The organism is Streptomyces sp. NPDC056128 (assembly GCF_042263835.1).
GTDB lineage: Bacteria > Actinomycetota > Actinomycetes > Streptomycetales > Streptomycetaceae > Streptomyces.
Map to the genome: position 1 here is coordinate 145,354 of NZ_JBHJVQ010000011.1, position 20,815 is coordinate 166,168.

Consider the following 20,815-nt stretch of genomic DNA (forward strand, 5'->3'; position numbering starts at 1 on the left):
CGGCGCCCGCACGTCCCGTCGGCCGTCACCGGCCACACGCGACCCGTCGCCCGCGACCCATCACCCCGCCCTGGCCCAGGACCCGTGACACGCGACCGTCGCCACGCCCCCGCGCCAAGGGCCCGTCACTCGTCCGCCGTGTACTTGGCGTCCGTCGCCGGGTCCAGGGCCAGGCGGTAGCCGCGCTTGACCACCGTCTGGATCAGCTTCGGGGTGCCGAGGGACGTGCGCAGGCGGGCCATCGCCGTCTCGACGGCGTGTTCGTCGCGGCCGGTGCCCGGCAGGGCGCGCAGGAGCTCCGCGCGGGACACCACCCAGCCCGGCCGCCGGGACAGCGCCCGCAGCAGGGACATGCCGGCCGGCGGTACGGTCCGCAGCTCCCCGTCGACGAGCACCGCGTGCCCGCGGATCTCCAGCCGGAACCCGGCGACCGGCAGGGCACGGGCCCGCGCCGGGAGTTCCTGGCACAGCACTTGGACGAGCGGGCCGAGCCGGAAGCGTTCGGGCTGGACGGTGTCGACACCGTGCGCCTGGAGCGGCACCGCGGTGACCGGTCCGACGCAGGCGGGCAGCACGTCGTGGCCGAACGCGGCGAGCAGGTCGGGCAGCAGACCGCGCTCCTCGGCGCGGCCCAGCAGCGAGGACGCGGCGGGCGCGCTGGTGAACGTCACGGCGTCCACGCCCCGCGACACGGCGGCGTCCAGCAGCCGGTCCACGGGCCCGAGGTCCTCCGGCGGCAGCCAGCGGTACACGGGCACGCCGACCACCTCGGCGCCGCCCTCCCGCAGCGCCTCCACGAACCCCGGCAGCGGCTCGCCGTGCAGCTGTACGGCGATCCGGCGGCCGTCGACGCCCTCGTCCAGGAGCCGGTCGAGCACCTCCGCCATGGACTCCGACGACGGCGACCACCGCTCGGTCAGCCCCGCCGCCCGGACCGCGCCCTTGACCTTGGGCCCGCGCGCCAGGAGTTCGACCGCGCCCAGCCGCTCCAGCAGGGTGTCGCCGAGCCCCCAGCCGTCGGCGGCCTCGACCCAGCCCCGGAACCCGATGGCCGTGGTGGCGACGACGACGTCCGGTGCCTGGTCGATGAGCTGCTTGGTCGCGGCCATCAGCTCGCTGTCGTCGGCGAGGGGCACGATCCGCAGCGCCGGCGCGTGCTGGACGGCGGCACCGCGCCGCTGGAGCAGCGCGCCCAGCTCGTCGGCCCGGCGGGCGGCGGTCACGCCCACGGTGAATCCGGCCAGGGGCCCGTGGTCAGGTCGCTGCTGTTCGTCGTCCATCGCTCGCCGCGCTCCGATCCTCACGCCCATGTGCGTACTCGCGTGCCGACCGAGCCTGTCAACGGTGCGTGACAGGCTCGGTTCCGCCTCATGTCACCAGTGTTACGTCACACCTCGGCGTAGCTGAGCTGGGCCTTCGTGTCCGCCGGGCCCGCCGGGTCGTCCGGCACCCGCGGGGCCGGACGGCGAAGGTATACCGCCCAGGTGACCGCGAAGCACACCGCGTAGTAGGCGAGGAAGGCGACGAAGGCCCCGGTGCCCGAGCCGGAGGAGAGGAAGGACTGCCGGAAGGCCAGGTTGATGGCGACGCCGCCGAGCGCGCCCACCGCGCCGATCAGCCCCATCGAGGCACCGGAGAGGCGCCGCCCGTGGGCCACCGCCGCCTCGCCCGTCAGCCCCTGGCCCAGCGCCTTGTTCTGGAAGATGCCGGGGATCATCTTGAACGTCGACCCGTTGCCGAGGCCGCTGAGCACGAACAGCACCACGAACACGGCCACGAACAGCCCGAGCGACTTCGCCATGCTGGCGGCGACCAGCACCGCGGTGGCGGTGGCCATCGCGACGAAGTTCCACAGGGTGATCCGGGCGCCCCCGTACCGGTCGGCGAGCCTGCCGCCCAGCGGCCGGATCAGGGAGCCGAGCAGCGGGCCGATGAAGGTCAGGTAGGCCGCCTGGAGCGGGGTCCGCCCGAACTGGGTCTGGAGCACCTGCCCGAAGGCGAAGCTGTACCCGATGAACGAGCCGAACGTGCCGATGTACAGCACCGCCATGATCCAGGTGTGCGCGTCCCGCGCGGCGTCCTTCGCGGCCCCGGTGTCGTTCTTCACGGAGGCGAGGTTGTCCATGAAGCAGGCGGCGAGGACCGCGGCCACCAGGATCAGCGGAATATAGATGCCGAGCAGCACCCGCGGCCCGCCGCTCGCCCCGATGATCGCGAGCGCGGTCAGCTGGATGACCGGCACGCCGATGTTCCCGCCCCCGGCGTTGAGACCGAGCGCCCACCCCTTCTTCCGCAGCGGGAAAAAGGCGTTGATGTTGGTCATGGAGGAGGCGAAGTTGCCGCCGCCGATCCCGGCCAGCAGCCCGACCAGGAGGAAGGTGGAGAAGGACGTCCCCGGCTCCATGACGGTGAAGGCCGCGACGGTCGGCACGAGCAGGAGCCCGGCGGAGATGATCGTCCAGTTCCGCCCGCCGAAGACGGCGACGGCGAAGGTGTACGGCACCCGCACGACGGCGCCGACGAGGGTCACCACGGACGTCAGCAGGAACTTGTCGGCGGGCGTCAGCCCGTACTCCGGCCCCATGAAGAGGACCAGCACGGACCAGAGCGTCCAGACGGAGAACCCGATGTGCTCGGAGAGCACGGAGAAGAACAGGTTCCGCCGGGCGGTCCGCTCCCCCGTCTCCTTCCAGAACGTCTCGTCCTCCGGATCCCAGTACTCGATCCAGCGGCCGCCTGGGAAAGTCATGACGCCTCCACGGTGCTCCACAGCTCGGTTGCCCCGACGGTAGGAAGGGCGCGTTTCGGGCCGGTGGGGCTGTGGATGACCGGAAGGGAACGTTGCTCTCACCCGGCACCGGTGCCGGATGAGAGGTCGCGCCGGTCAGCCCTGGGGGTGCTGGGGCTGCCAGTGGGGGTTCTGCTGGGGGTAGGGCTGCTGCTGGGGGTAGGGCTGCTGCTGGGGAGCGGGCTGCGGAGGGTACGGCTGCTGCTGCGGGTACGCCTGGGGCGGGTACGGCTGCTGCTGGCCCTGGGGCGGCGCGTAGGGCTGCTGCGGGTGCGGCTGCTGGGGGTACGGCTGCTGGGGCTGGGCGTACTGGGCGGGAGCCGGCTGCGCGTAACCGCCGGGGGCGCCGTAACCGCCCGGGGTGCCGTAGCCGCCGGGCGCGGCGTGGCCTCCCTGCGCCCCGCCGAACGGGTTCCCGTGTCCCGGGAGCTGCCCGCCGGGCGGCAGGTACCGCACCCGCCCGGTCTCGTCGGCCGTCGGGACGAATCCGGCGGCCTGCAACCGGGCCGCGAACTTCGCGTTGCGTTTGCGGGTGACGAGGAAGCCGACGCCCAGGAGGGCGAGGACGGCCAGCCAGATGACCGCGGCCACGACGAAGTCGTCGGACGAACCGCCCGAGCGGTAGGCGAGGACCACACAGCCGATGGTGACGCCGAGCGCGCCGTACCCCATCCGCTTCTCGGCGCTCTTGCCGGTGAGGTCGAAGTTGATCCGCGCCTTGAGGAGTTCGAAGGCGTCGGGCACGAGCGGCGGCACCGAGACCCCGTCGCCCGCGTTCGGGTACTGCGCCCAGTTCTGCGCGGCGCGGGCGCGGGCCTGCGGGCTCGGGTCGGGCACGAGCAGCATCGTGAGCGAGCCGTTGCTCCCGCCACCCTGCCGGGCGTCGGCGTACTCGTAGCCGAACTGCTGGGCGACGAAGGCGAGCTTGGCGAGTTTCTTCACGGACGCCATCGGGCTGGTCAGCTCGACCGGCTCGCCGCTCGCCATCAACCGCAGCATCTTCTGCGTCTGCCGCTTGCTCATCCCGCCTGTTCCCCCTGACTGGCTCACGCCACCGTGTTCACTCGCGCAACCGGTGCAGTCTCGCACGCCGGTACGACGGCCGTCAGCCCCGGTGCGCCGCCCGGGTCCTCGGCCGCCCGCGCGCGGCGCTCTTGGCGCCGTCCGGCCAGAGCTGCGGCCTGCGTTTGGCGGCCACGTCCTCCATCCAGCCGAACCAGACGACGCAGCTCCCGATGAGCAGCCAGGCGAGGACCAGGACCGGCCAGGGGCTCTCCAGGAGCCAGGTGAAGTGCTCGTACATGACGTCGAAGCCCCACAGCTGGTCCCACACGGTGGCCGCGATCAGGATGCACACGTTGTGCCACAGGTAGATCGTCACCGCCCGGGAGTTGAGCAGGGTGACGACGCGGTCCCAGCGGCGCAGCCGGCGCGGCCACTCGGTCCACGACGGGCTGACGTGCAGGAGCAGCAGCACCGTCGCGAAGGACCAGACGGCCTGGGCGAAGGGGATGGAGTCCAGGTCGTAGCCGGACTTGAAGCCCTCCCCGAAGGCGTACCAGAGGCCGAGCGCACCGATCAGCGGGGCGACCGACGGCACGACGTAGCGCGGCAGCCGCTTCAGGACGCCTTCCTGGTGGGCCATGCCCAGGATCCAGCAGGCCCCGAAGGTGCTGAAGTCGGTGAGGGCGGAGGGGATCCGCTCGCCCGGCAGTTCGAGGTAGCCGAACTGGAAGGCGGCCGAGAGCGCGATCGGCGCCAGGATCGTCGGCCACGGCAGCGCGCGCAGGGCGCGCAGCAGCAGCGGGGAGAGCAGGACGTACCAGAGGTAGGCGCGGATGTACCAGAGCGGCCCCGCGAGGTCCGAGGCCCAGTTGTCGCCCAGGAGCCCGTGGATGCCGGTCAGGCCCTCGGCGTACGGCGGGTCGCTCAGCGGCAGGATCCAGAAGGTGAGGTGGAGCCACCACCACCCCGGGTGCCCGTCGTCGTTCGGTCCCCAGCCCTGGAGCAGCATGCCGGTCACGCCCACCGCGCCGAGCAGCCACAGCGGCGGCAGCAGGCGGCGCATGCGGCCGCGGACGACCTGGACGGCCGGGCGCTTGAGGGAACGGGCCATCAGGTTGCCGGCCAGGGCGAACATCACGCCCATGGACGGGAACAGCACGGGCAGCCACGCCCAGCCCGTCAGGTGGTAGAGGACCACGCGGAAGAGCGCCACGGCCCGCAGCAGGTCGAAGTACCGGTCCCGGACGGGCGCACGCCGGGCCTGCATCTGCTGAGCCTGCTTCTGCTGGGGCAGCACCGGCGGGGCGGTGGCGGTGTCCGCGCCGACGGGCGCGTACGGGGGTGGTGCGGTCACGTACGGGGCTTTCCGGGGCGTTGCGGTCGGGTCGGGGAAGGGCGGGGCGGGGTCGTAGGGCGGGGTGGTCATCCCACCGGCCTCCCGTCCAGGGCGCCGGAGCGCGGGGCGGGCACACCGGGGACCCCGCCGCCGGGCGGAGCGGACACGCCGCCGCTGCGGCGCAGCTTCTGCCAGCGCAGCCGGCCGCCGGTGAGGGCCGTGATCCAGGACTGGAGCAGCACCACGTACATGATCTGGCGGTAGAGGATCTGCTGGAGCGGCAGCGAGATGAGCGGTGTCAGCCGCTCCCGGTCCAGCCGGAAGGCGTAGGCCGCGCAGACCGCCTGGATGGCCAGGACGCCCAGCCAGGCGACGATCGTCTGCCGGGTCGGGCCGAAGACGATGCCGTAGAGCAGGAACACGTCGATGAGCGGGGCGAGCAGCGGGGCCAGCACCATGAACAGGGAGACGAAGGGCAGCCCCACGCGGCCGAAGCGGCCCGAGGGGCCCTTCTCGATCACCGCGCGGCGGTGCTTCCAGATGGCCTGCATGGTGCCGTACGACCAGCGGTAGCGCTGGGACCACAGCTGGCTGACGGACTCCGGGGCCTCGGTCCAGGCGCGGGCGTTCTCTGCGTAGACGACCCGCCAGCCGGCCCGGTGCAGCGCCATGGTGACGTCGGTGTCCTCGGCGAGCGTGTCGTCGCTCATGCCGCCGATGGGCGCGAGCGCGGAGCGGCGGAAGGCGCCGACGGCCCCGGGGATGGTCGGCATGCAGCCGAGGATGTCGTACATCCGGCGGTCCAGGTTGAAGCCCATCACGTACTCGATGTGCTGCCAGGCGCCGATGAGGCTGTCCTTGTTGCCGACCTTCGCGTTGCCGGCCACGGCGCCCACCCTCGGGTCGCCGAACGGCTGGACGAGTTCGCGGACGGTGGACGGTTCGAAGACGGTGTCGCCGTCCATCATCACGACGATGTCGTACCGGGCGTTGGCCAGGCCCCGGTTGAGGGCGGCGGGCTTGCCCGCGTTGTGCTGGCGGATCACCCGGACGCCCGGCAGGCCCAGGCCCTCCACGATCCGGGCGGTGCCGTCGGTGGAGCCGTCGTCGATGACGATGATCTCGATCGGGTGGTCGCTCTCCATGAGGGAACGGACCGTGTTCTCGATGCACTTGGCCTCGTTGTACGCCGGGACCAGCACCGTCACCGGTCCGGTGACCGCCGGTCCCCAGCCGAAGCCCTTGCGGCGGACCCGGCGGGCGTGGACGCCGGAGAGCAGCAGCATCAGCAGGAAGCGGCCGATGACCAGCGTGCCGATGATCGCCAGGCCCACCACCAGGACGTCGGTGAGCTTCTCCGAGGCCTGGACGAGGAAGACCCACGCCCTGCCCTTCCACAGTTCGGCGCCGGTCACCGGGCTCATGGCGCTGGGCGCGTCCAGGGCCTCGGTGAGGTTGTCGAACTCGTAGCCCTTCGCCTTCAGGTCGGGCAGGAGCCGGTCCAGGGCCTGGACGGTCTGGTGGCGGTCGCCGCCGGAGTCGTGCATCAGGACGATGGCGCCCTTGCCGCCGTGCGGGGTGGCGCGGCGGATGATCTCGGCGACGCCGGGCTTCTTCCAGTCCTCGCTGTCCGTGTTGTTGACGACGGTGATGTAGCCGCGGCTGCCTATGTACTCGGTGACCGGCCAGGACTTGTCGTCCATGGCGTCGGCGAAGGAGGAGTAGGGCGGGCGGAAGAGCGAGGTGCGGACGCCGGCCGCGCCGGTGATCGCCAGCTGGTTCTGCGACAGCTCCCAGTCGATGCGCTTCTTGGACTGGAAGGAGAGGTCGGGGTGGTTGAAGGTGTGCAGGCCCACCTCGTGGCCCTCGTCGACCATGCGCTGGACGAGGTCCGGGTAGCGGGAGGCCATGGTGCCGGTGACGAAGAAGACCGCGTGCGCGTCGTGCTTCTTCAGCACGTCGAGCACCCTCGGGGTCCAGGTCGGGTCCGGTCCGTCGTCGAAGGTGAGGACGAGCCGGTGGTCGGGCACGCTCAGGCTCTCGGTGCGGCCGGCCCGGGCGTCGATGACCGGGCCGCCCTCCAGGATCTTCTCGGGCACGTGGGTGGTCGGCGCGGGTTCCTGGACGCGGTGGTCGGCGAGGATCTCGCTGTGCACGTAGCCGCGCAGCATGAGCATGGCCGCCAGGGCGACCAGGAGGAGCAGGGGGAGCAGCAGGCGCAGGGGGAGGCGGCGGCGGAAGCCCGCACGGGGGCTGCGCGCCGCCCCGTGACGGCGGGTGCGGGGTGCCATCAGAGGGTGGTCTCCGGGGACGGGGTCGTGGACGTGGAGGTGTCGCCCGGACCGGCGGCGACGGGCGCGTCGGCGGCCCCCGCGAGGGGGGTGGTGTCGCCGGAGCCGTTGGCGTTGGCACCGCCGTCGCCCGGGTCGGAGCCCGTGGTGGCGCCGCCGGTGGGCGTGGTCGGGTCGACGGTGGTGTCGCCGTCGCCCGTCGACGCGGACGGGCCGGTGGTGACGGGCGGCGGGGCCTGCGTCGTCGCGCTGGGGTCCGGGTCCGTCGTTTCCCCGCCGCCCGGCTTCTTGTCGGTCCCGGTCTCCGTCACGCCGGAGTCGGCGGTCGTGCCGGGCTGCGGCGCGGTGCCGGCGGTGGTGCCGGGCGCGGGGACTCCGGCGCCCGGGGTGCCGGTCACGCCGGTGCCGTCGGTGGGGCCGGTCTGCGGGGCGCCGGTGCCGGTGGCGGCGGGCGGCCCGGACTGCGAGGGCAGCGGGGTGGTGTCGACCTGGCCGGCGGGCTTGCCCTCGTCCTGGCCCGGCACGGGCATCCAGGGGGCGTTGGAGTTGCCGGACATCAGGGTGGAGACGATGACGACGGCGTAGATCGCGCAGGCGACGCCGACGGATATGCCGAGGCGGCGGTAGAGGCGGCTGCGGCGGCCGGAGGCGTCGACGAAGACCGGTCCGTCGGAGGTCTCCCGGCCCTTTCCGCGGTGCCCGCCGTCGGCCCGGTGGAGCACACCGTCGCCGAGCAGGACGGCGTCGAGCTGGACCGTCACCTCGTGCGGGTCGTGGGTGTGCGGGGCGTCCGGGGCGTCGCCGTCCGCGGCCTCGTCCTCGTCCGGGGTCTCCTGCCAGGGGTCGCGGAGGAGGGGGACGGGAGGGGGCGGGGTGGTCGGGGCGGCCTGGGTGGCCGGGGCCATCGGGGTGGCCGGGGCTATCGGGGGGACGGCTGCGGTGGGGGCGACCGGAGTCGCCGGGGCGGCCGCGTCGGTGTTGCCCCACGTTATGCGCGGCTGCCGGCCGAAGGCGTCGGGGCCCTGGTACTCCCGGCCTATTCGGGAACCGAATATCTCCGGCCCGCCGTTGCCGCCACTCCCCTGGCGACGAGCGCCCTCACCGGGACCGCTTCCGAACCATCCAGGACCGGACCCGCCGGACGCCGGCGCGGTCATCGGAGACCCTCCCGCGGGTGGGAAGGGGCGGGTCGGCGGAAGCACCTCGGTGGCGTCAGCATCCGGTCTTGCCTCCGAGAGATCACGACCCCCGGACTCGACCTCGGGCCACTCCGGTTGGGCGTCTTTTTGCCAATTCTTCACGCGTGCGCACTTCCCCCCACGGGACACTTCCGGGTGCGCATACGACTCCGAGCACTCGTCGGTAGAACCGGCCCCCACCAGGTTCGAGCGCCCCCTGTATCACACCGTGCTCAGGCAGAGAATGTAGCGCACGCGGAGGATCCGTGGTTGCCGCGTGTCAATTGTGGGCGGACATCACAGCGCTGTCGGCGGCCGGAATCCATCCCCCGGCGGGGGCCCGGAGCCAGTCGTTTTCGGCCGCGACCTGCGCCGCCGCCCGGCGCAGGGCGTCCAGCGCGGGATGCACGAGTCCCTTTCGCCAGACCAGTGAGACCGGCGACAGCGGCACGGGATCGACGAGCGGGCGTACGACGGTCGACACCATGACCGGAAAGCCGACCACGGCCAGGATCGGATGGCGCGTCCTGTCCATGATCCTCTGGAACTCCTCGTCCCCGACCGCCAGCGGAAGCGGTGGCGCCACGTCGATGCCGCGCCCCTCGAACAGGCGGTGCGCGAGGTCGGTCCACTCCGGCGTGCGCGGGTTGCCGGCCCCGGCGTACACCCGCTCCCCGGCGAGCGCGGAGAGCGGCACCTCGTCCAGCCCGGCCAGCGGATGGTCCTCCGGCAGGACGACCGCCATCGGCTCGTGGCGCACGGGCTGGTGGCCGAGTCCGGCCCGCAGCGCCGGGGGCAGGCCCGCGAACCGGCCGAAGGAGGCGTCGATCCGGCCCGCGATCACTTCGGCGGCGGCGTAGGTCAGTCCGCTCTCGTAGCGCGCCATCAGCTCCTGGCCGGGGGCGAGTTCGCGCGCCCGTTCCAGGACGAGGCGGCCGGTGACCAGCCCCGGGGAGTTGAGGTCGACCAGCAGCGGGCGGGCCTGCCCGAAGGCGGCCAGGAGTTCGTCCTGCGCCTGGAGGACGCGCCGGGCGTACGGCAGCAGCCGCTCGCCGTCGGCGGTCAGCGTCACCTGCCGGGTGGTCCGGACGAACAGCTCGGCGCCCAACTCCCGCTCCAGGCGCCGAACGTCCCGGCTCAGCGCCTGCTGGGCGACGTACAGCCGGGCGGCGGCGCGGGTGAAGTGCAGGTCCTCGGCGACGGTGACGAAGGCGCGCAGCAGGCGGGGGTCGAGGTGGGCGGGTGCAGGCATCCGGTGAACCTACAACAGGAGTGCGTGAATGGCGACGGAGTAGGTGTTGGACCCCTTGATCGCCTCCGGGCCACGGTAGACGCATGCCGCAACCGACCTTCGAACGCCCTTCCCCGCAGACCACTTTCCTCGCGGTAACCGCCGACACCCTGGTCGCCGCCGACTTCCGCCCCCGCACCCGGCGCCGGCCGCCCGGCCCGTACCGGCGACTCCTCGCCACACCCGGCGCCCGCGCGTTCACGATCGGGAACCTCATGGCGCGGCTGCCCATGGGCATGTTCAGCGTGAGCGCCGTCGTGATGATCGCCGGCACCCGTGGCTCGTACGCCCTGGCGGGCGCCGTCACCGCGACGGGACTGGCGGCCACCGCCCTGGTCGCCCCGTGGACCGCGCGGCTCGTGGACCGGCACGGGCAGGCCCGGGTCGCCGTGCCCGCCACCCTGATCGCCGCGCTGGGCTCGCTCGCCCTGCTGCTGTGCGTGCGCCACGGCGCGCCCGCCTGGACCCTGTTCGCCTCCTACGCCGCCACCGCGACGACCCCCAACACCGGCGGCATGGCCCGCGCCCGCTGGAACCACCTGCTGAAGGGCGACGCCGACGCGCTGCACACCGCGAACTCCTTCGAACAGGCGGCGGACGAGCTGTGCTTCATGCTCGGGCCGGTCCTCGCGGCCTTCCTGTGCACGGCGTTGTTCCCGCAGGCGGGCACGCTCGTCGGAGTGGTACTGCTGGTGAGCGGCATGCTGCTGTTCACCGCCCAGCGTTCGACCGAGCCCCCGGCGGCCCGGCCGCGCCCGACCGCCAAGGCCCCCCTCCGCGCCCCGGGCATCCCGCCGCTGCTGGTCGTGTGCCTCGCGATGGGCGGCGTGTTCGGGGCCATGGAGGTCGTCACCATCGCGTTCGCGGACGCACAGGGACACCGCGCGGCGGCCGGGGTGGTCCTCGCACTCCAGGCGGCCGGTTCCTGCGCGGCCGGCCTGCTGTACGGCGCGATGAGACCGGCCGGACCCGCCGAACACCGGCTGCCGTGGTGTGTCGCGGCGATGACGGCCCTGCTGACACTGCCGCTGCTCGCGGCCTCGCTCACCGGCTCCCTGCCGCTGCTGGCGCTCACCCTGCTGATCGCCGGGATGGCGACCGCCCCGACCATGGTCACCACCATGACGCTGGTCCAGCGCCGCACTCCTGAGGGCCGCCTGAACGAGGGCATGACCCTCGCGGTGACCGGCCTCCTCGGCGGCATCGCCTGCGGCAGCGCGGCGGGCGGCTGGGCGGTGGAGCACACGTCGGCCGCGGCGGCCTACGGCATTCCGGTGACGGCGGCCGCGGTGGCTCTGATGCTCACCCTGCTGCCGCCCCGGCGGGCCCGCGCCGCCGGATGACGGCGACGGGTTCGTCCGCGCCGTCCTGCTCGACCCCGCTCGAACCGGGTCCCGAGTGGGAGGTGATGGGGAAATCGAAATAGGTGTCCGGATACGGTTCGTCGGCCAGCGTGTAATGCCACCACTCGCAGTCGTATGCGGTGAAACCGCAGGCCTCCATGAGGGTACGGAGGTGTCGGCGGTTTCTCGCTTCGGCTTGCGTGATCCCTTGTGCTCCATGGTGGGAGAGGGAATCCATCAAGTCATGGCCACCGCCCATGTGGACGATCTCCTGGGAACCGAGGTCGTAGAGCGTGAGATCGACGGTGCTGCCCCTGCTGTGACCCGACTTGGCGGCGACGTATCCCCGCTCGAACATCTCGTCCCGGCCGATGTTCGGATAGTGCCGTGCCTTCGTGCGACCGTCTTCCGGCTGCTGTGACCAGCGCACGAAGCAGTCGACGGCGCGCTGCGGGCGGTAACCGTCCCAGAGAAGCAGGCCGAAGCCCTGAGTTTCGGCCTTGTCGCGCGCTCGTTCCAGGGCTAGGCACAGCGCCCTCGTGCCGACGATCCGATTGGCCAGGTACCCATCCACGGGCTTGCCGGTGAAGTTTTCCCAGGTGGCGTACTTGGCATCCCAGCGCATTCCGGAAATGCCGGATGGAAGCTCATCGATGAAGACGAAGTCGTCCGTCATCGGCCTTTCCCCCTTCACCGGCTCTTCCCCGCCGAGGCCAAGGACAGGATCCGGTCGAGGACTTCGCCGAGCGGCACTCCTGCGGCCGCCATCATGCGCGGGTAGCGGCTGTACGACGTCATGCCAGGGAAGGTGTTCACCTCGTTGAGGACCACTGCTCCGTCCTCCTTGAGGAACATGTCCACCCGTGCGAGACCGCTGCACCCCAGAGCGCGGTATGCGGCCATGGCCGTCTCCTGGACGAGCAGGCGCGATTCCGGCGAAATGTCGGCGGGAACGATCGCCGTCGAGTTGTCGGAACCGGTCTCTGGTGCGTCCTCCTGATGGATCCGGAAGAAACCGTGGGAGAGCGCAATCCGGTCCACTTCGCCTGCCGTCAGGTCGAGTTCGTTGCCCAGAATGGCGCATCCGATCTCACTGCCGGCGACCGCCTCCTCGATCAGTACCTTCGCGTCGTACTTCCGTGCGGTCTCCACCGCGCTCCGCAGTTCCTCTGCCCGGGACACCTTGGTGACGCCGAAGGACGAGCCCGAACGTGCCGGCTTCACGAACACCGGAAAGGTGAACTGCTCGGGGACGATGTTCTGGTCGGCCGCGACGGTCCAGAAATCCGGCGTGGCGATTCCCGCGCTTCTGGCGACGACGTAGGCGAGGGATTTGTCCATGCACAGGGCGGAACTCTGTACATCGCAGCCCACGTAGGGGATGCCGGAGAGCTCGAGGAGCCCTTGCATCGCACCGTCCTCGCCGCGCTTGCCGTGCAGCACGGGCAGCACGACGTCTAGGGGGATCGTCTCGTACCGCTCTTGCCCATGCTGCTGGACGAGCAGTCCGTGCACGGTGCTGTCCGGTGACAGTGCGGCCGGACGGCAGTCGCCGTTCTCCCACTCCGCGTCGGGGCCGTCGCAGAGCTTCCAGGCACCGTCCTTTGTGATACCGATGTAGAACGGTTCGTACTTCTCGCCGTCGAGGTTCCGGGCGACCTCTTGTGCGGACTTGATGGAAATGGGGTGCTCTTCGGAGCGTCCGCCGAATATGATGCCGACCTTCAGCTTATCCATGCTGGTTCCCGCTTTCGAATTTCAGGCAGTTGGTGAGGGAGTTTTCGACCGTGTCGCGCAGGGCGTGATCCGTGTAGTAGGCGGTGTGCGGGCTGATGAGCACATTCGGCAGCTCTTGCAGCCGCAGCAGCGGCTTGCTTTCTACGGGCCTGGTGCGGCAGTCGGCGTAGAAGATTCCTTCCTCGCCCTCGACGACATCCAATGCCGCGCCGCCGATCCTGCCGCTTTCCAGTGCCGAGACCAGGGCCTCGGTGTCAATGAGCGCCCCACGTCCGGTGTTGACGATCAGTGCGCCCTGTTTCATCTGCTCGATACGCTGCCGATTCAGCAGGTGATACGTATCCGGGGTGAGCGGTGCGTGGAGCGTGACCATGTCGCTCTGCTGCAGCAACTCGTCGAGAGAGACGTATTCGGCAGGGGTCTTGGGACGATTGTCGTGGGCGAGTATCCGGCAGCCGAAGCCCCGCAGCCTGTCCACGACCGCGGCGCCAATGCGGCCTGCGCCGATCACACCAACGGTCAGATCGCGCAGTTCCTTGCCGCGCACTTCGTTCAGCCGGTAATCGTGCACATCCGCACGCCGGACGATGGATTTCGCGTCGCGCACTGCCATCAGCATCAACATCAACGTGAAATCGGCCACGCTGTCCGGCGAGTAGCTGACGTTTCCCACGGTGATGTCGATAGTGTCCGCGTACTCCACATCGATGTGGTTGCACCCGATGCTCCGCGTGGAGATATACGTCACGCCGGCTTGTGCAAGCGCAAGAAGAGTAGTGTTCGCGATGGGAGTCTTGTGGCCGACGCTGATGCATCGGCTTCCGGCCGCCAGTTCAATATTGGCTTCGGATACCGGTGCGTCTGTGATGTTCGGCGTCACGCCGAAGCGAGGTGCCAGCTCTCGGAACAAGACGGCCTCATCCGGGCCGCACCCGTAGACGGTGATCCGGGGCGGTTCGCTGTAGGTCATGTCTCCAGTCAAGGCAGCATGGTGTTGCCGGAACGTATGCGATTTTCGATATGCCGCCGATACACCGCGGCACATTGACTGAGGGCATGGCCTACAAGGAAGCAGCATGATCCCCCTCAGCCTCGGCGAGATCGCCGAAGTCGTCGGCGGGACGGTCGAGGGCGACAGCTCCGTGACAGTGACCGCGCCGACCGTGCTCGACGGGCGGCAGGCCGAGCCGGGCGGCATCTTCGTCGCCTTCACCGGCGAGCACGTCGACGGCCACGACTACGCCGACCAAGCGGGCCGGGCCGGCGCGGTGGCCGTGCTCGGCTCCCGGCCCACGGCACTGCCCACTGTCGTCGTCGAGGAGCCTCAGGCCGGCCTGCAGTTGCTCGCCGCCCACGTAGTGGCCCGGCTGCGCGACGGGCTGACCGTCGTCGGGCTGACCGGATCCCAGGGCAAGACCAGCACCAAAGACCTGCTGGCGGCCGTGCTGTCGAGCACGGCGCCGACGATCGCCACGATCGGCTCGCTCAACAACGAGCTCGGAGTACCGCTCACCATGCTGCGTGCCGACGCGGCCACCCGGTTCCTCGTCCTGGAGATGGGAGCCCGCCATATCGGCGACATCGCCGCGCTCACCCGCCTGGTCGCGCCCGACATCGCCGTCGTCCTCAACGTCGGCCAGGCCCACCTCGGCGAATTCGGCTCACGGGCGGCCATCGCCAGGACCAAGGGCGAGCTGGTGCAGGGGCTGGCGCCCGGGGGCACCGCCGTTCTCAACAACGACGATCCCCGGGTGGTCGCGATGCGCTCGCTCACCGACGGTCCGGTGCTGACCTTCGGCCGGGCAGACCACGCCGACGTGCAGGCGATCGACCTGACCGTCGACCGGCTCGGCCGGCCGTCCTGCACGCTGCGGACCGCCGACGCCTCGGCCCCTTGCGCGCTGCCGCTCGTGGGCGCCCACCAGGCGCTCAACGCGTCGGCTGCCGCAGCGGCCGGGCTGGCGGCCGGCGTACCCATCGACGTGGCCGCGACGGCGCTGGCCACCGCCTCGTTGTCGAAGTGGCGCATGGAACCGCGCGACCTCGCCGGTGGCGCGACGCTGCTCAACGACTCCTACAACGCCAACCCCGACTCGACCCGCGCCGCCCTGGACGCGCTGGCGGCGGTCGAGGGCGGGCGTCGCATCGCCGTCCTCGGCGAGATGCTCGAACTCGGCGACGACACCGAGGCCGAACACCATGCCGTCGGGGCGTACGCCGCCTCCCGGGCCGACATGGTGGTCGCGGTCGGTGACGCGGCCCGGTCGATCGCCGACGGGGCGGGAGAGCGGTCGGTGGTGCTGGCCGACAACGACGCGGCCGTCGACTGGCTGCGCGGCCGCCTCACCGCCGGCGATGTGGTGCTCGTCAAAGCCTCCCGCGGGGCACGCCTCGACGAGGTCGCCGCCGCGCTCGCGTAGCCGGCCGGGCCGAAACCCACCTTGAGGCTCAGCCCCCGCGCCGCCTCATGTAGAGGTCGAAGGCCCGGTAGACCATCGGCCGCAGCGGCAGGTCCCACTCGCCGACGTACCGCACCGCCTGACCACCGGTGCCGGCCTTGAACCGAATCAGTCCGACGCGCGAGTCGTCGGCGTCGAGGGTCGGGGTGATACCGCGCAGGTCATAGACGTCGCAGCCGGCCGCGTGGGAGTCGCGGATCATCGCCCACTGGCAGGCGTTGGACCCGCGTACCTCGCGCTTCTCGGTGGCGGAGGCGCCATAGACGTACACCGCGTGGGCGCCGACGCGGACCAGGATGGTGGCGGCAACCAAGTCGCCCTGGTGGTGGGCCAGGTAGAGCTTGATCCGCTCGGGGTCCTCGGCACGCAGCGCCGCGAACATGGTTTCGAAGTAGCGCAGCGGCCTGGGCGTGAAGCGGTCGCGCTCGGCGGTGTGGACGTAGAGGTCGTGAAACGCCTTCAGGCCCTCCAGGCCCTCGCCGACCGTGACCTCGACGCCCTCCTTGGCTGCCTTCTTGATGTTGCGGCGCCACTGCTGGTTCATGCCCCTGAGCAGGTCGTCCTCGGTCCTGCCGGCCAGCGGAACCTGGTATTTGAACTGCGGATGCCCGACCCCGAAGCCGTCCTGAGGGTTCTGCGGCAGCCAGCCGGCGTCCCTGAGCCGACCGGTCACGCGGGCGCCGACCGGGTGCTCCCCCCACTGGCTCGGCATCTCGGTGAGCCGCTTGACGCCCGGATCGGACATGCCCTCCTTGACCTGGGCGGCGCTCCAGGTGTCCGTGCACACCGGCGGGCCGAGCCGGATCGCGAACGCACCGTGTGCCTTGGAATAGGCCGCCAGCGGGTCGAGCCACGCGTCGATCTCGCCGGTCCAGTCGATGACCGGGCCCTCGGGCAGATAGGCCAGCGTGAAGCGGTCGAACCGTGGCACCGGGCGGTGCAGGACGAGCCCGGCACCGACCAGCCGCCCGCCGGCGAACCAGCCCAGGGACTCGCCGCGCCACTCGGTCTTGACGCGGGCCCATGCCGGGGTCTGCAGGAAGCTGACCGACCGCTGTGTCCGTACGAACGCCAAGTGCTCGGCGGCGGTGATCGGTTCGACGGCCGGGCTCACGCCCGCTGTTCGTGCTGGTTCGCTGTAGGGCATGCCTTCAGTCGAGGCGGCGTGATGTTGTCCCCGCGTATGCGGTTTTCGATATGCCGACGATATGTCCCGAGTCGTAGTCTCGGAGCATGCGGGTATTGATCGTGGAGGACGAGCCCTATATGGCAGAAGCCATCCGCGATGGCCTGCGTCTGGAAGCGATCGCCGCCGACATCGCCGGTGACGGCGACACCGCTCTGGAACGGCTGAGCATCAACGCCTACGACATCGCCGTCCTCGACCGCGACATCCCCGGGCCTTCCGGCGACGAGATCGCCAAACGCATCGTCGACTCCGGCAGCGGCATGCCGATCCTCATCCTCACCGCCGCCGACCGTCTCGACGACAAGGCCACCGGGTTCGAACTCGGCGCCGACGACTACCTCACCAAACCCTTCGAGCTGCGAGAGCTCGTCATGCGGCTCAGGGCACTCGACCGCAGGCGCGCGCACACCAGACCTCCCGTGCGAGAGATCGCCGGCCTGCGGCTGGATCCGTTCCGCCGCGAGGTCTACCGCGACGACCGCTACGTCGCGCTCACCCGGAATCAGTTCGCCGTGCTCGAAGTCCTCGTCGCCGCCGAAGGCGGTGTCGTCAGCGCCGAAGAACTCCTCGAACGCGCATGGGACGAGAACGCCGACCCGTTCACCAACGCCGTACGCATCACGGTCTCCGCCCTGCGCAAACGCCTCGGCGAACCCTGGATCATCGCCACCGTGCCGGGCGTCGGCTACCGCATCGACCCGACGCCCGGCACCGGGCATGGGGGTGGTGTCCGTGGATAGGCAGCGCGGCATGAGCGTCCGCCTCAAACTCACCCTCAGCTACGCCGGATTCCTCCTGCTCGCGGGGGTCGTGCTGCTCGCCGTCGTGGGAGTGTTCCTCCTGCTGTCGGGGTGGTTGCGAACCAACGAATCGGGGGCGGTGCGAGCCAATCCGGTCATCGAGTTCGTGCGCGCTTTCGCCCCAACGGCAGCCGTAGTCATGGTGTTCCTCCTGGTCTTCGGCCTCCTGGGAGGATGGCTCCTCGCCGGCCGCATGCTCGCCCCCCTGGACCGCATCACCCACGCCACTCGCACGGCCACAGCCGGATCACTCTCGCACCGCATCCGGATGCCCGGCCGCCAGGACGAGTTCCGCGAACTCGCCGACGCCTTCGACATGATGCTCGCGCGGCTGGAAGCACACGTCGCGGAACAGCAGAGATTCGCCGCCAACGCCTCGCACGAGCTGCGCACCCCGCTGGCGATCTCGAAGACACTCATCGACGTCGCCCGCGCCGATCCGAACCACGACACCGGCGAGCTCATCGACCGCCTCCACGTCGTCAACACCCGGGCCACCGACCTCATCGAGGCGCTGCTCCTGCTCAGCCGCGCCAGTCAGCGGTCCTTCACCCGGGAACATGTCGACCTGTCCCTGGTCGCAGAGGAAGCAGCCGAAACGCTCCACCCGCTCGCAGAAAAGAACGGTGTCACCCTCGAGACCAGCGGCGACATCGCCCCCACGCGCGGTTCGCCCGCCCTCCTGCTGCAGCTCATCACGAACCTCGTACACAACGCGATCGTCCACAACCTGCCGGAACGGGGCACCGTCCGGGTCCACACCGGTGTCCGCCCCAAGACCGCGGTGCTCACCGTCGAAAACACCGGCGAGCAGCTCACCCCACAGCTGGTCACGACCCTCACCGAACCGTTCCAGCGCGGCACCGTGCGTATCCACACCGACCAGGCCGGCGCCGGCCTGGGCCTGGCCATCGTCAAGACCATCACCGAGGCACACGACGGAACCCTCACGCTCACCCCTCGCTCTGCCGGCGGGCTCCGCATCACTGTGGAACTACCCGCGCCGGCCCGCACACCGACAGGTAGCGAATGACACCAGGGCCCCGGGAAGGGGGTGCGGGTGGCGGAGCCCCCGCTCGCGCGGCAAAGCCGCGCAACAACGACGAAGGCGACGCTGCCCGCGCTGTCCGCGGGCGTGCGTCGCCTGTCGCCTTCGTGGAGATGGCGGGAATCGAACCCGCGTCCAACGGTGCGGAATCAGGGCTTCTCCGTGTGCAGTCCGCTTCGATTTTCTCAGCCCCGGAGATCACGCGGACAAGTCTCCGACGGGCTCAGTCACTGTTTGGTTTCCCTCTTCACCCCGTGACCGGGATCAAGGTTTAGTCCCCTAGCTGATGCCAGGATCCGGGTCGGGAACAGCCCCGGGCTGACACTCCCGTAGTAGGAGGCTCGCTCTGCTACCTGAGATCAGGCAGCGAGGGCGAAGGCCTGCTGGGAGGAATCGCGCTTGGTGTTGGCGATTATTTTTTCGGCCTGTGGTTTACGAGATCATGGCCGCTTCCTCGACACGCTTCCCCTGCTTCGACAGCCGCTGTCGAAACCGATCATCCCCATGTTGATTTTTCAAGCTCTCCGAAGAGAGCGCACGCACCCTCTTGGGGTGCGTTCACCATCGTACGTGACCAACGCACGCAGGGGCCAGCCCATTCCCCCGGCGGTCAGGCCCGCTGCTTGCGCCGGATCGCCGAGATCGTCCGCTCCGCCTCGCGGCGGTCCTGCTTCTCGCGGAGCGTCTGGCGCTTGTCGTACTCCTTCTTGCCGCGCGCCAGCGCGATCTCGACCTTGGCCCGGCCGTCCTTGAAGTAGAGGGCCAGCGGCACGATGGTGTGCCCGGTCTCCTGGGACTTCGACTCCAGCTTGTCGATCTCCACGCGGTGCAGCAGCAGCTTCCGCTTGCGGCGGGCACTGTGGTTGGTCCAGGTGCCCTGGCTGTACTCCGGCACGTGCACGTTGTGCAGCCACGCCTCGTGTCCGTCCAGCTGCACGAAGCCGTCGGCCAGCGAGGCCCGTCCCTGGCGCAGCGACTTCACCTCGGTCCCGGACAGGACGAGTCCCGCCTCGTAGGTGTCGAGGATCTGGTAGTCGTGCCGCGCCTTCTTGTTCTGCGCGATCAGCTTGCGCCCTTTTTCCTTAGCCATAGTGCAACCATTTTGGCACTACCGAGGGGGCTCACGGAAAGCCGATTACGCGGTCGGTCCCAGTCCGCTCAGTACCGTCCGCGCCCGTTCCAGGGCGGCGGGCTCCGCCGGGTCGACCTCCAGGTCGGGTGTGATGCCCGTGCCGTCGACGCCGCGGCCGGAGGGGGTGCGGTAGTGCCCGACGGTCAGCTCGGCCACCGAGCCGCCGGGCAGCCGGCTCGGCATCTGCACCGAGCCCTTGCCGAAGGTGCGGGAGCCCAGGACGACCGCCCGGCCGCGGTCCTGGAGGGCCCCGGTGAGGAGTTCGGCCGCGCTCATCGTGCCGCCGTCGACGAGCGCGACCAGGGGTCTGGTGGTCTCGCCGCCGGGCTCGGCGTGCAGGGCCCGCTGTTCGCCGTCGACGTCGTACGTGGCGACCAGGCCGCCGTCGAGGAAGGCGGAGGCGGCGGTGACCGCCTCGGAGACCAGACCGCCGGAGTTGCCGCGCAGGTCGAGGACGACTCCCGCACCGGACGGCAGCCCCCGCACGGCGTCGCGCACCTGGGCGCCGACGCCCTTGGTGAAGGAGCTGACCTTGATCACCGTGTCGCCGGTGGCGAGGGTGCGTACCGTCACGGGCTCCGTGGAGAGCCTGGCCCGGCGCACGGTCTCGCTCCACGCGCGCGTGCCGCGCTCCAGACCGAGCCGGACGGCGGTGCCGGCGGGCTCGGCCTCGGCGTCGCCGCGCAGTATGGCGACGACCTCGGTGACGGGGCGCCCGTCGACCCGTTCGCCGTCGACGCTGCGCAGCCGGTCGCCCTCGCGGATCCCGGCGTCGGCGGCGGGCGAGCCGGAGCGCACCCTGGTCACCTCGATGCGGCCGTCGCGCTCGCGGCGCGCGGAGAGCCCGACGCCGGTGTACCGGCCGTCCAGGGCGTCCTCCAACTCCTCGTACTCGCCGTGGGAGTAGACGGCACCCCAGCGGTCCCCGCTGCGGCTGACCGCGCGTTCGGCGGCCTCCTCGGGGGACTTGCCGTCGGCCAGCGCCTCGGCGGCCGCCCTGGCCACCGCGTCGTGCCGCCCGGTGGGAGCGGCCGGGTGCGCGGCGTCCGGCTCGGGCTTCCGGTCGCTTCCGGAGAACGAGCCGGTGACCCCGCCCGCGACGAGCACACTCGCGAACACCAAGGTCAGGGCGGCCCCGTGGCGTACGCGGCGGGGCTGACAGAACAGGTCACGACCTGACATGCCGGTGAGTCTAGGACAACGCGAGAGGGCCGCACG

General features: G+C 70.9%; 17 protein-coding genes and 1 other RNA gene. 4 read left to right on the top strand and 14 right to left on the bottom strand.

The window, feature by feature from the left end; genetic code table 11:
* Nucleotides 1-125: 125 nt before the first annotated feature.
* The 7 genes from ACFC1X_RS22215 to ACFC1X_RS22245 all read right to left on the bottom strand — a co-directional run bounded on the left by ACFC1X_RS22215 (nucleotide 126) and on the right by ACFC1X_RS22245 (nucleotide 9,850).
* A complete protein-coding gene (locus ACFC1X_RS22215) occupies nucleotides 126-1,280 on the bottom strand; it encodes a uroporphyrinogen-III synthase (RefSeq protein ID WP_376356161.1) in 1,155 nt (384 codons plus the stop codon).
* Between the two features lie 107 nt (nucleotides 1,281-1,387).
* Nucleotides 1,388-2,749 (bottom strand): nitrate/nitrite transporter, encoded by a 1,362-nt coding sequence (locus tag ACFC1X_RS22220; RefSeq protein ID WP_376356163.1) that lies wholly within the window; start codon nucleotides 2,747-2,749, stop codon nucleotides 1,388-1,390.
* Between the two features lie 135 nt (nucleotides 2,750-2,884).
* Nucleotides 2,885-3,811 carry a hypothetical protein gene (locus ACFC1X_RS22225; RefSeq protein WP_376356165.1) on the bottom strand — a complete coding sequence of 309 codons (927 nt, stop codon included), beginning with the start codon at nucleotides 3,809-3,811 and terminating at the stop codon, nucleotides 2,885-2,887.
* 82 nt (nucleotides 3,812-3,893) lie between these two features.
* Complete coding sequence (locus tag ACFC1X_RS22230) at nucleotides 3,894-5,219, bottom strand: acyltransferase family protein (protein ID WP_376356167.1); 1,326 nt, start codon at nucleotides 5,217-5,219, stop codon at nucleotides 3,894-3,896.
* Complete coding sequence (locus ACFC1X_RS22235) at nucleotides 5,216-7,420, bottom strand: polysaccharide deacetylase family protein (RefSeq protein WP_376356168.1); 2,205 nt, start codon at nucleotides 7,418-7,420, stop codon at nucleotides 5,216-5,218. Before ACFC1X_RS22235 ends, ACFC1X_RS22230 begins: the two co-directional genes overlap by 4 nt.
* Nucleotides 7,420-8,577: a hypothetical protein gene (locus ACFC1X_RS22240; protein ID WP_376356170.1), complete on the bottom strand. Its 1,158-nt coding sequence runs from the start codon at nucleotides 8,575-8,577 to the stop codon at nucleotides 7,420-7,422. Before ACFC1X_RS22240 ends, ACFC1X_RS22235 begins: the two co-directional genes overlap by 1 nt.
* A 301-nt stretch (nucleotides 8,578-8,878) precedes the next feature.
* Nucleotides 8,879-9,850: a LysR family transcriptional regulator gene (locus ACFC1X_RS22245; protein WP_376356172.1), complete on the bottom strand. Its 972-nt coding sequence runs from the start codon at nucleotides 9,848-9,850 to the stop codon at nucleotides 8,879-8,881.
* Between the two features lie 83 nt (nucleotides 9,851-9,933).
* Here ACFC1X_RS22245 and ACFC1X_RS22250 point away from each other — a divergent pair, with 83 nt between their 5' ends.
* Entirely contained in the window at nucleotides 9,934-11,232 is a 1,299-nt protein-coding gene (locus ACFC1X_RS22250; protein WP_376356174.1) for an MFS transporter, read from the top strand.
* Here the strand turns inward: ACFC1X_RS22250 and vanX are convergent.
* Genes vanX through vanH form a run of 3 tightly spaced genes read right to left on the bottom strand, consistent with a single transcriptional unit; the run spans nucleotide 11,192 to nucleotide 13,939 of the window.
* Nucleotides 11,192-11,908, bottom strand: coding sequence for a D-Ala-D-Ala dipeptidase VanX (gene vanX, locus ACFC1X_RS22255; RefSeq protein ID WP_376356175.1), 717 nt, complete (start codon nucleotides 11,906-11,908; stop codon nucleotides 11,192-11,194). The two genes, ACFC1X_RS22250 and vanX, sit on opposite strands and share 41 nt — an antisense overlap.
* A 14-nt stretch (nucleotides 11,909-11,922) precedes the next feature.
* A complete protein-coding gene (gene vanA, locus ACFC1X_RS22260; protein ID WP_376356176.1) occupies nucleotides 11,923-12,969 on the bottom strand; it encodes a D-alanine--(R)-lactate ligase in 1,047 nt (348 codons plus the stop codon).
* Nucleotides 12,962-13,939 (bottom strand): D-lactate dehydrogenase VanH, encoded by a 978-nt coding sequence (gene vanH, locus ACFC1X_RS22265; RefSeq protein WP_376356178.1) that lies wholly within the window; start codon nucleotides 13,937-13,939, stop codon nucleotides 12,962-12,964. Before vanH ends, vanA begins: the two co-directional genes overlap by 8 nt.
* A 106-nt stretch (nucleotides 13,940-14,045) precedes the next feature.
* Between vanH and murF the strand changes: the two genes are divergently transcribed.
* Nucleotides 14,046-15,389, top strand: coding sequence for a UDP-N-acetylmuramoyl-tripeptide--D-alanyl-D-alanine ligase (murF, locus tag ACFC1X_RS22270; protein ID WP_376356180.1), 1,344 nt, complete (start codon nucleotides 14,046-14,048; stop codon nucleotides 15,387-15,389).
* 28 nt (nucleotides 15,390-15,417) lie between these two features.
* Here murF and ACFC1X_RS22275 read toward each other — a convergent pair whose 3' ends face one another.
* The gene (locus tag ACFC1X_RS22275) at nucleotides 15,418-16,575 is read right to left on the bottom strand and encodes a lipid II:glycine glycyltransferase FemX (protein ID WP_376356182.1); all 1,158 of its coding nucleotides are present in this window, start codon (nucleotides 16,573-16,575) and stop codon (nucleotides 15,418-15,420) included.
* A gap of 86 nt (nucleotides 16,576-16,661) precedes the next feature.
* Between ACFC1X_RS22275 and ACFC1X_RS22280 the strand changes: the two genes are divergently transcribed.
* Nucleotides 16,662-17,357 carry a response regulator transcription factor gene (locus ACFC1X_RS22280; protein WP_376356184.1) on the top strand — a complete coding sequence of 232 codons (696 nt, stop codon included), beginning with the start codon at nucleotides 16,662-16,664 and terminating at the stop codon, nucleotides 17,355-17,357.
* Between the two features lie 10 nt (nucleotides 17,358-17,367).
* Nucleotides 17,368-18,450 (top strand): sensor histidine kinase, encoded by a 1,083-nt coding sequence (locus ACFC1X_RS22285; protein ID WP_376356186.1) that lies wholly within the window; start codon nucleotides 17,368-17,370, stop codon nucleotides 18,448-18,450.
* Nucleotides 18,451-18,570: 120 nt separating this feature from the next.
* On the opposite strand, the gene ssrA is transcribed toward ACFC1X_RS22285, so the two are convergent.
* The 3 genes from ssrA to ACFC1X_RS22300 form a co-directional block, all read right to left on the bottom strand.
* Nucleotides 18,571-18,969, bottom strand: a transfer-messenger RNA (tmRNA) gene (gene ssrA, locus ACFC1X_RS22290).
* A gap of 106 nt (nucleotides 18,970-19,075) precedes the next feature.
* On the bottom strand, nucleotides 19,076-19,555 hold the full coding sequence (gene smpB / locus ACFC1X_RS22295; RefSeq protein ID WP_052841735.1) for an SsrA-binding protein SmpB: 480 nt from the start codon (nucleotides 19,553-19,555) through the stop codon (nucleotides 19,076-19,078).
* 45 nt (nucleotides 19,556-19,600) lie between these two features.
* Complete coding sequence (locus ACFC1X_RS22300; RefSeq protein ID WP_376356189.1) at nucleotides 19,601-20,779, bottom strand: S41 family peptidase; 1,179 nt, start codon at nucleotides 20,777-20,779, stop codon at nucleotides 19,601-19,603.
* Nucleotides 20,780-20,815 lie beyond the last annotated feature (36 nt).

What these genes read in the sequence shown, in the direction of transcription:
- ACFC1X_RS22240 (WP_376356170.1), bottom strand. Translation starts at nt 8,577, where the DNA reads ATGACCGCGCCGGCGTCCGGCGGGTCCGGTCCTGGATGGTTCGGAAGC.
- ACFC1X_RS22245 (WP_376356172.1), bottom strand. Translation starts at nt 9,850, where the DNA reads ATGCCTGCACCCGCCCACCTCGACCCCCGCCTGCTGCGCGCCTTCGTC.
- ACFC1X_RS22275 (WP_376356182.1), bottom strand. Translation starts at nt 16,575, where the DNA reads ATGCCCTACAGCGAACCAGCACGAACAGCGGGCGTGAGCCCGGCCGTC.
- murF (WP_376356180.1), top strand. Translation starts at nt 14,046, where the DNA reads ATGATCCCCCTCAGCCTCGGCGAGATCGCCGAAGTCGTCGGCGGGACG.
- ACFC1X_RS22220 (WP_376356163.1), bottom strand. Translation starts at nt 2,749, where the DNA reads ATGACTTTCCCAGGCGGCCGCTGGATCGAGTACTGGGATCCGGAGGAC.
- ACFC1X_RS22215 (WP_376356161.1), bottom strand. Translation starts at nt 1,280, where the DNA reads ATGGACGACGAACAGCAGCGACCTGACCACGGGCCCCTGGCCGGATTC.
- ACFC1X_RS22285 (WP_376356186.1), top strand. Translation starts at nt 17,368, where the DNA reads ATGAGCGTCCGCCTCAAACTCACCCTCAGCTACGCCGGATTCCTCCTG.
- vanH (WP_376356178.1), bottom strand. Translation starts at nt 13,939, where the DNA reads ATGACCTACAGCGAACCGCCCCGGATCACCGTCTACGGGTGCGGCCCG.
- vanA (WP_376356176.1), bottom strand. Translation starts at nt 12,969, where the DNA reads ATGGATAAGCTGAAGGTCGGCATCATATTCGGCGGACGCTCCGAAGAG.
- smpB (WP_052841735.1), bottom strand. Translation starts at nt 19,555, where the DNA reads ATGGCTAAGGAAAAAGGGCGCAAGCTGATCGCGCAGAACAAGAAGGCG.
- ACFC1X_RS22225 (WP_376356165.1), bottom strand. Translation starts at nt 3,811, where the DNA reads ATGAGCAAGCGGCAGACGCAGAAGATGCTGCGGTTGATGGCGAGCGGC.
- ACFC1X_RS22230 (WP_376356167.1), bottom strand. Translation starts at nt 5,219, where the DNA reads ATGACCACCCCGCCCTACGACCCCGCCCCGCCCTTCCCCGACCCGACC.
- vanX (WP_376356175.1), bottom strand. Translation starts at nt 11,908, where the DNA reads ATGACGGACGACTTCGTCTTCATCGATGAGCTTCCATCCGGCATTTCC.
- ACFC1X_RS22235 (WP_376356168.1), bottom strand. Translation starts at nt 7,420, where the DNA reads ATGGCACCCCGCACCCGCCGTCACGGGGCGGCGCGCAGCCCCCGTGCG.
- ACFC1X_RS22250 (WP_376356174.1), top strand. Translation starts at nt 9,934, where the DNA reads ATGCCGCAACCGACCTTCGAACGCCCTTCCCCGCAGACCACTTTCCTC.
- ACFC1X_RS22280 (WP_376356184.1), top strand. Translation starts at nt 16,662, where the DNA reads ATGCGGGTATTGATCGTGGAGGACGAGCCCTATATGGCAGAAGCCATC.
- ACFC1X_RS22300 (WP_376356189.1), bottom strand. Translation starts at nt 20,779, where the DNA reads ATGTCAGGTCGTGACCTGTTCTGTCAGCCCCGCCGCGTACGCCACGGG.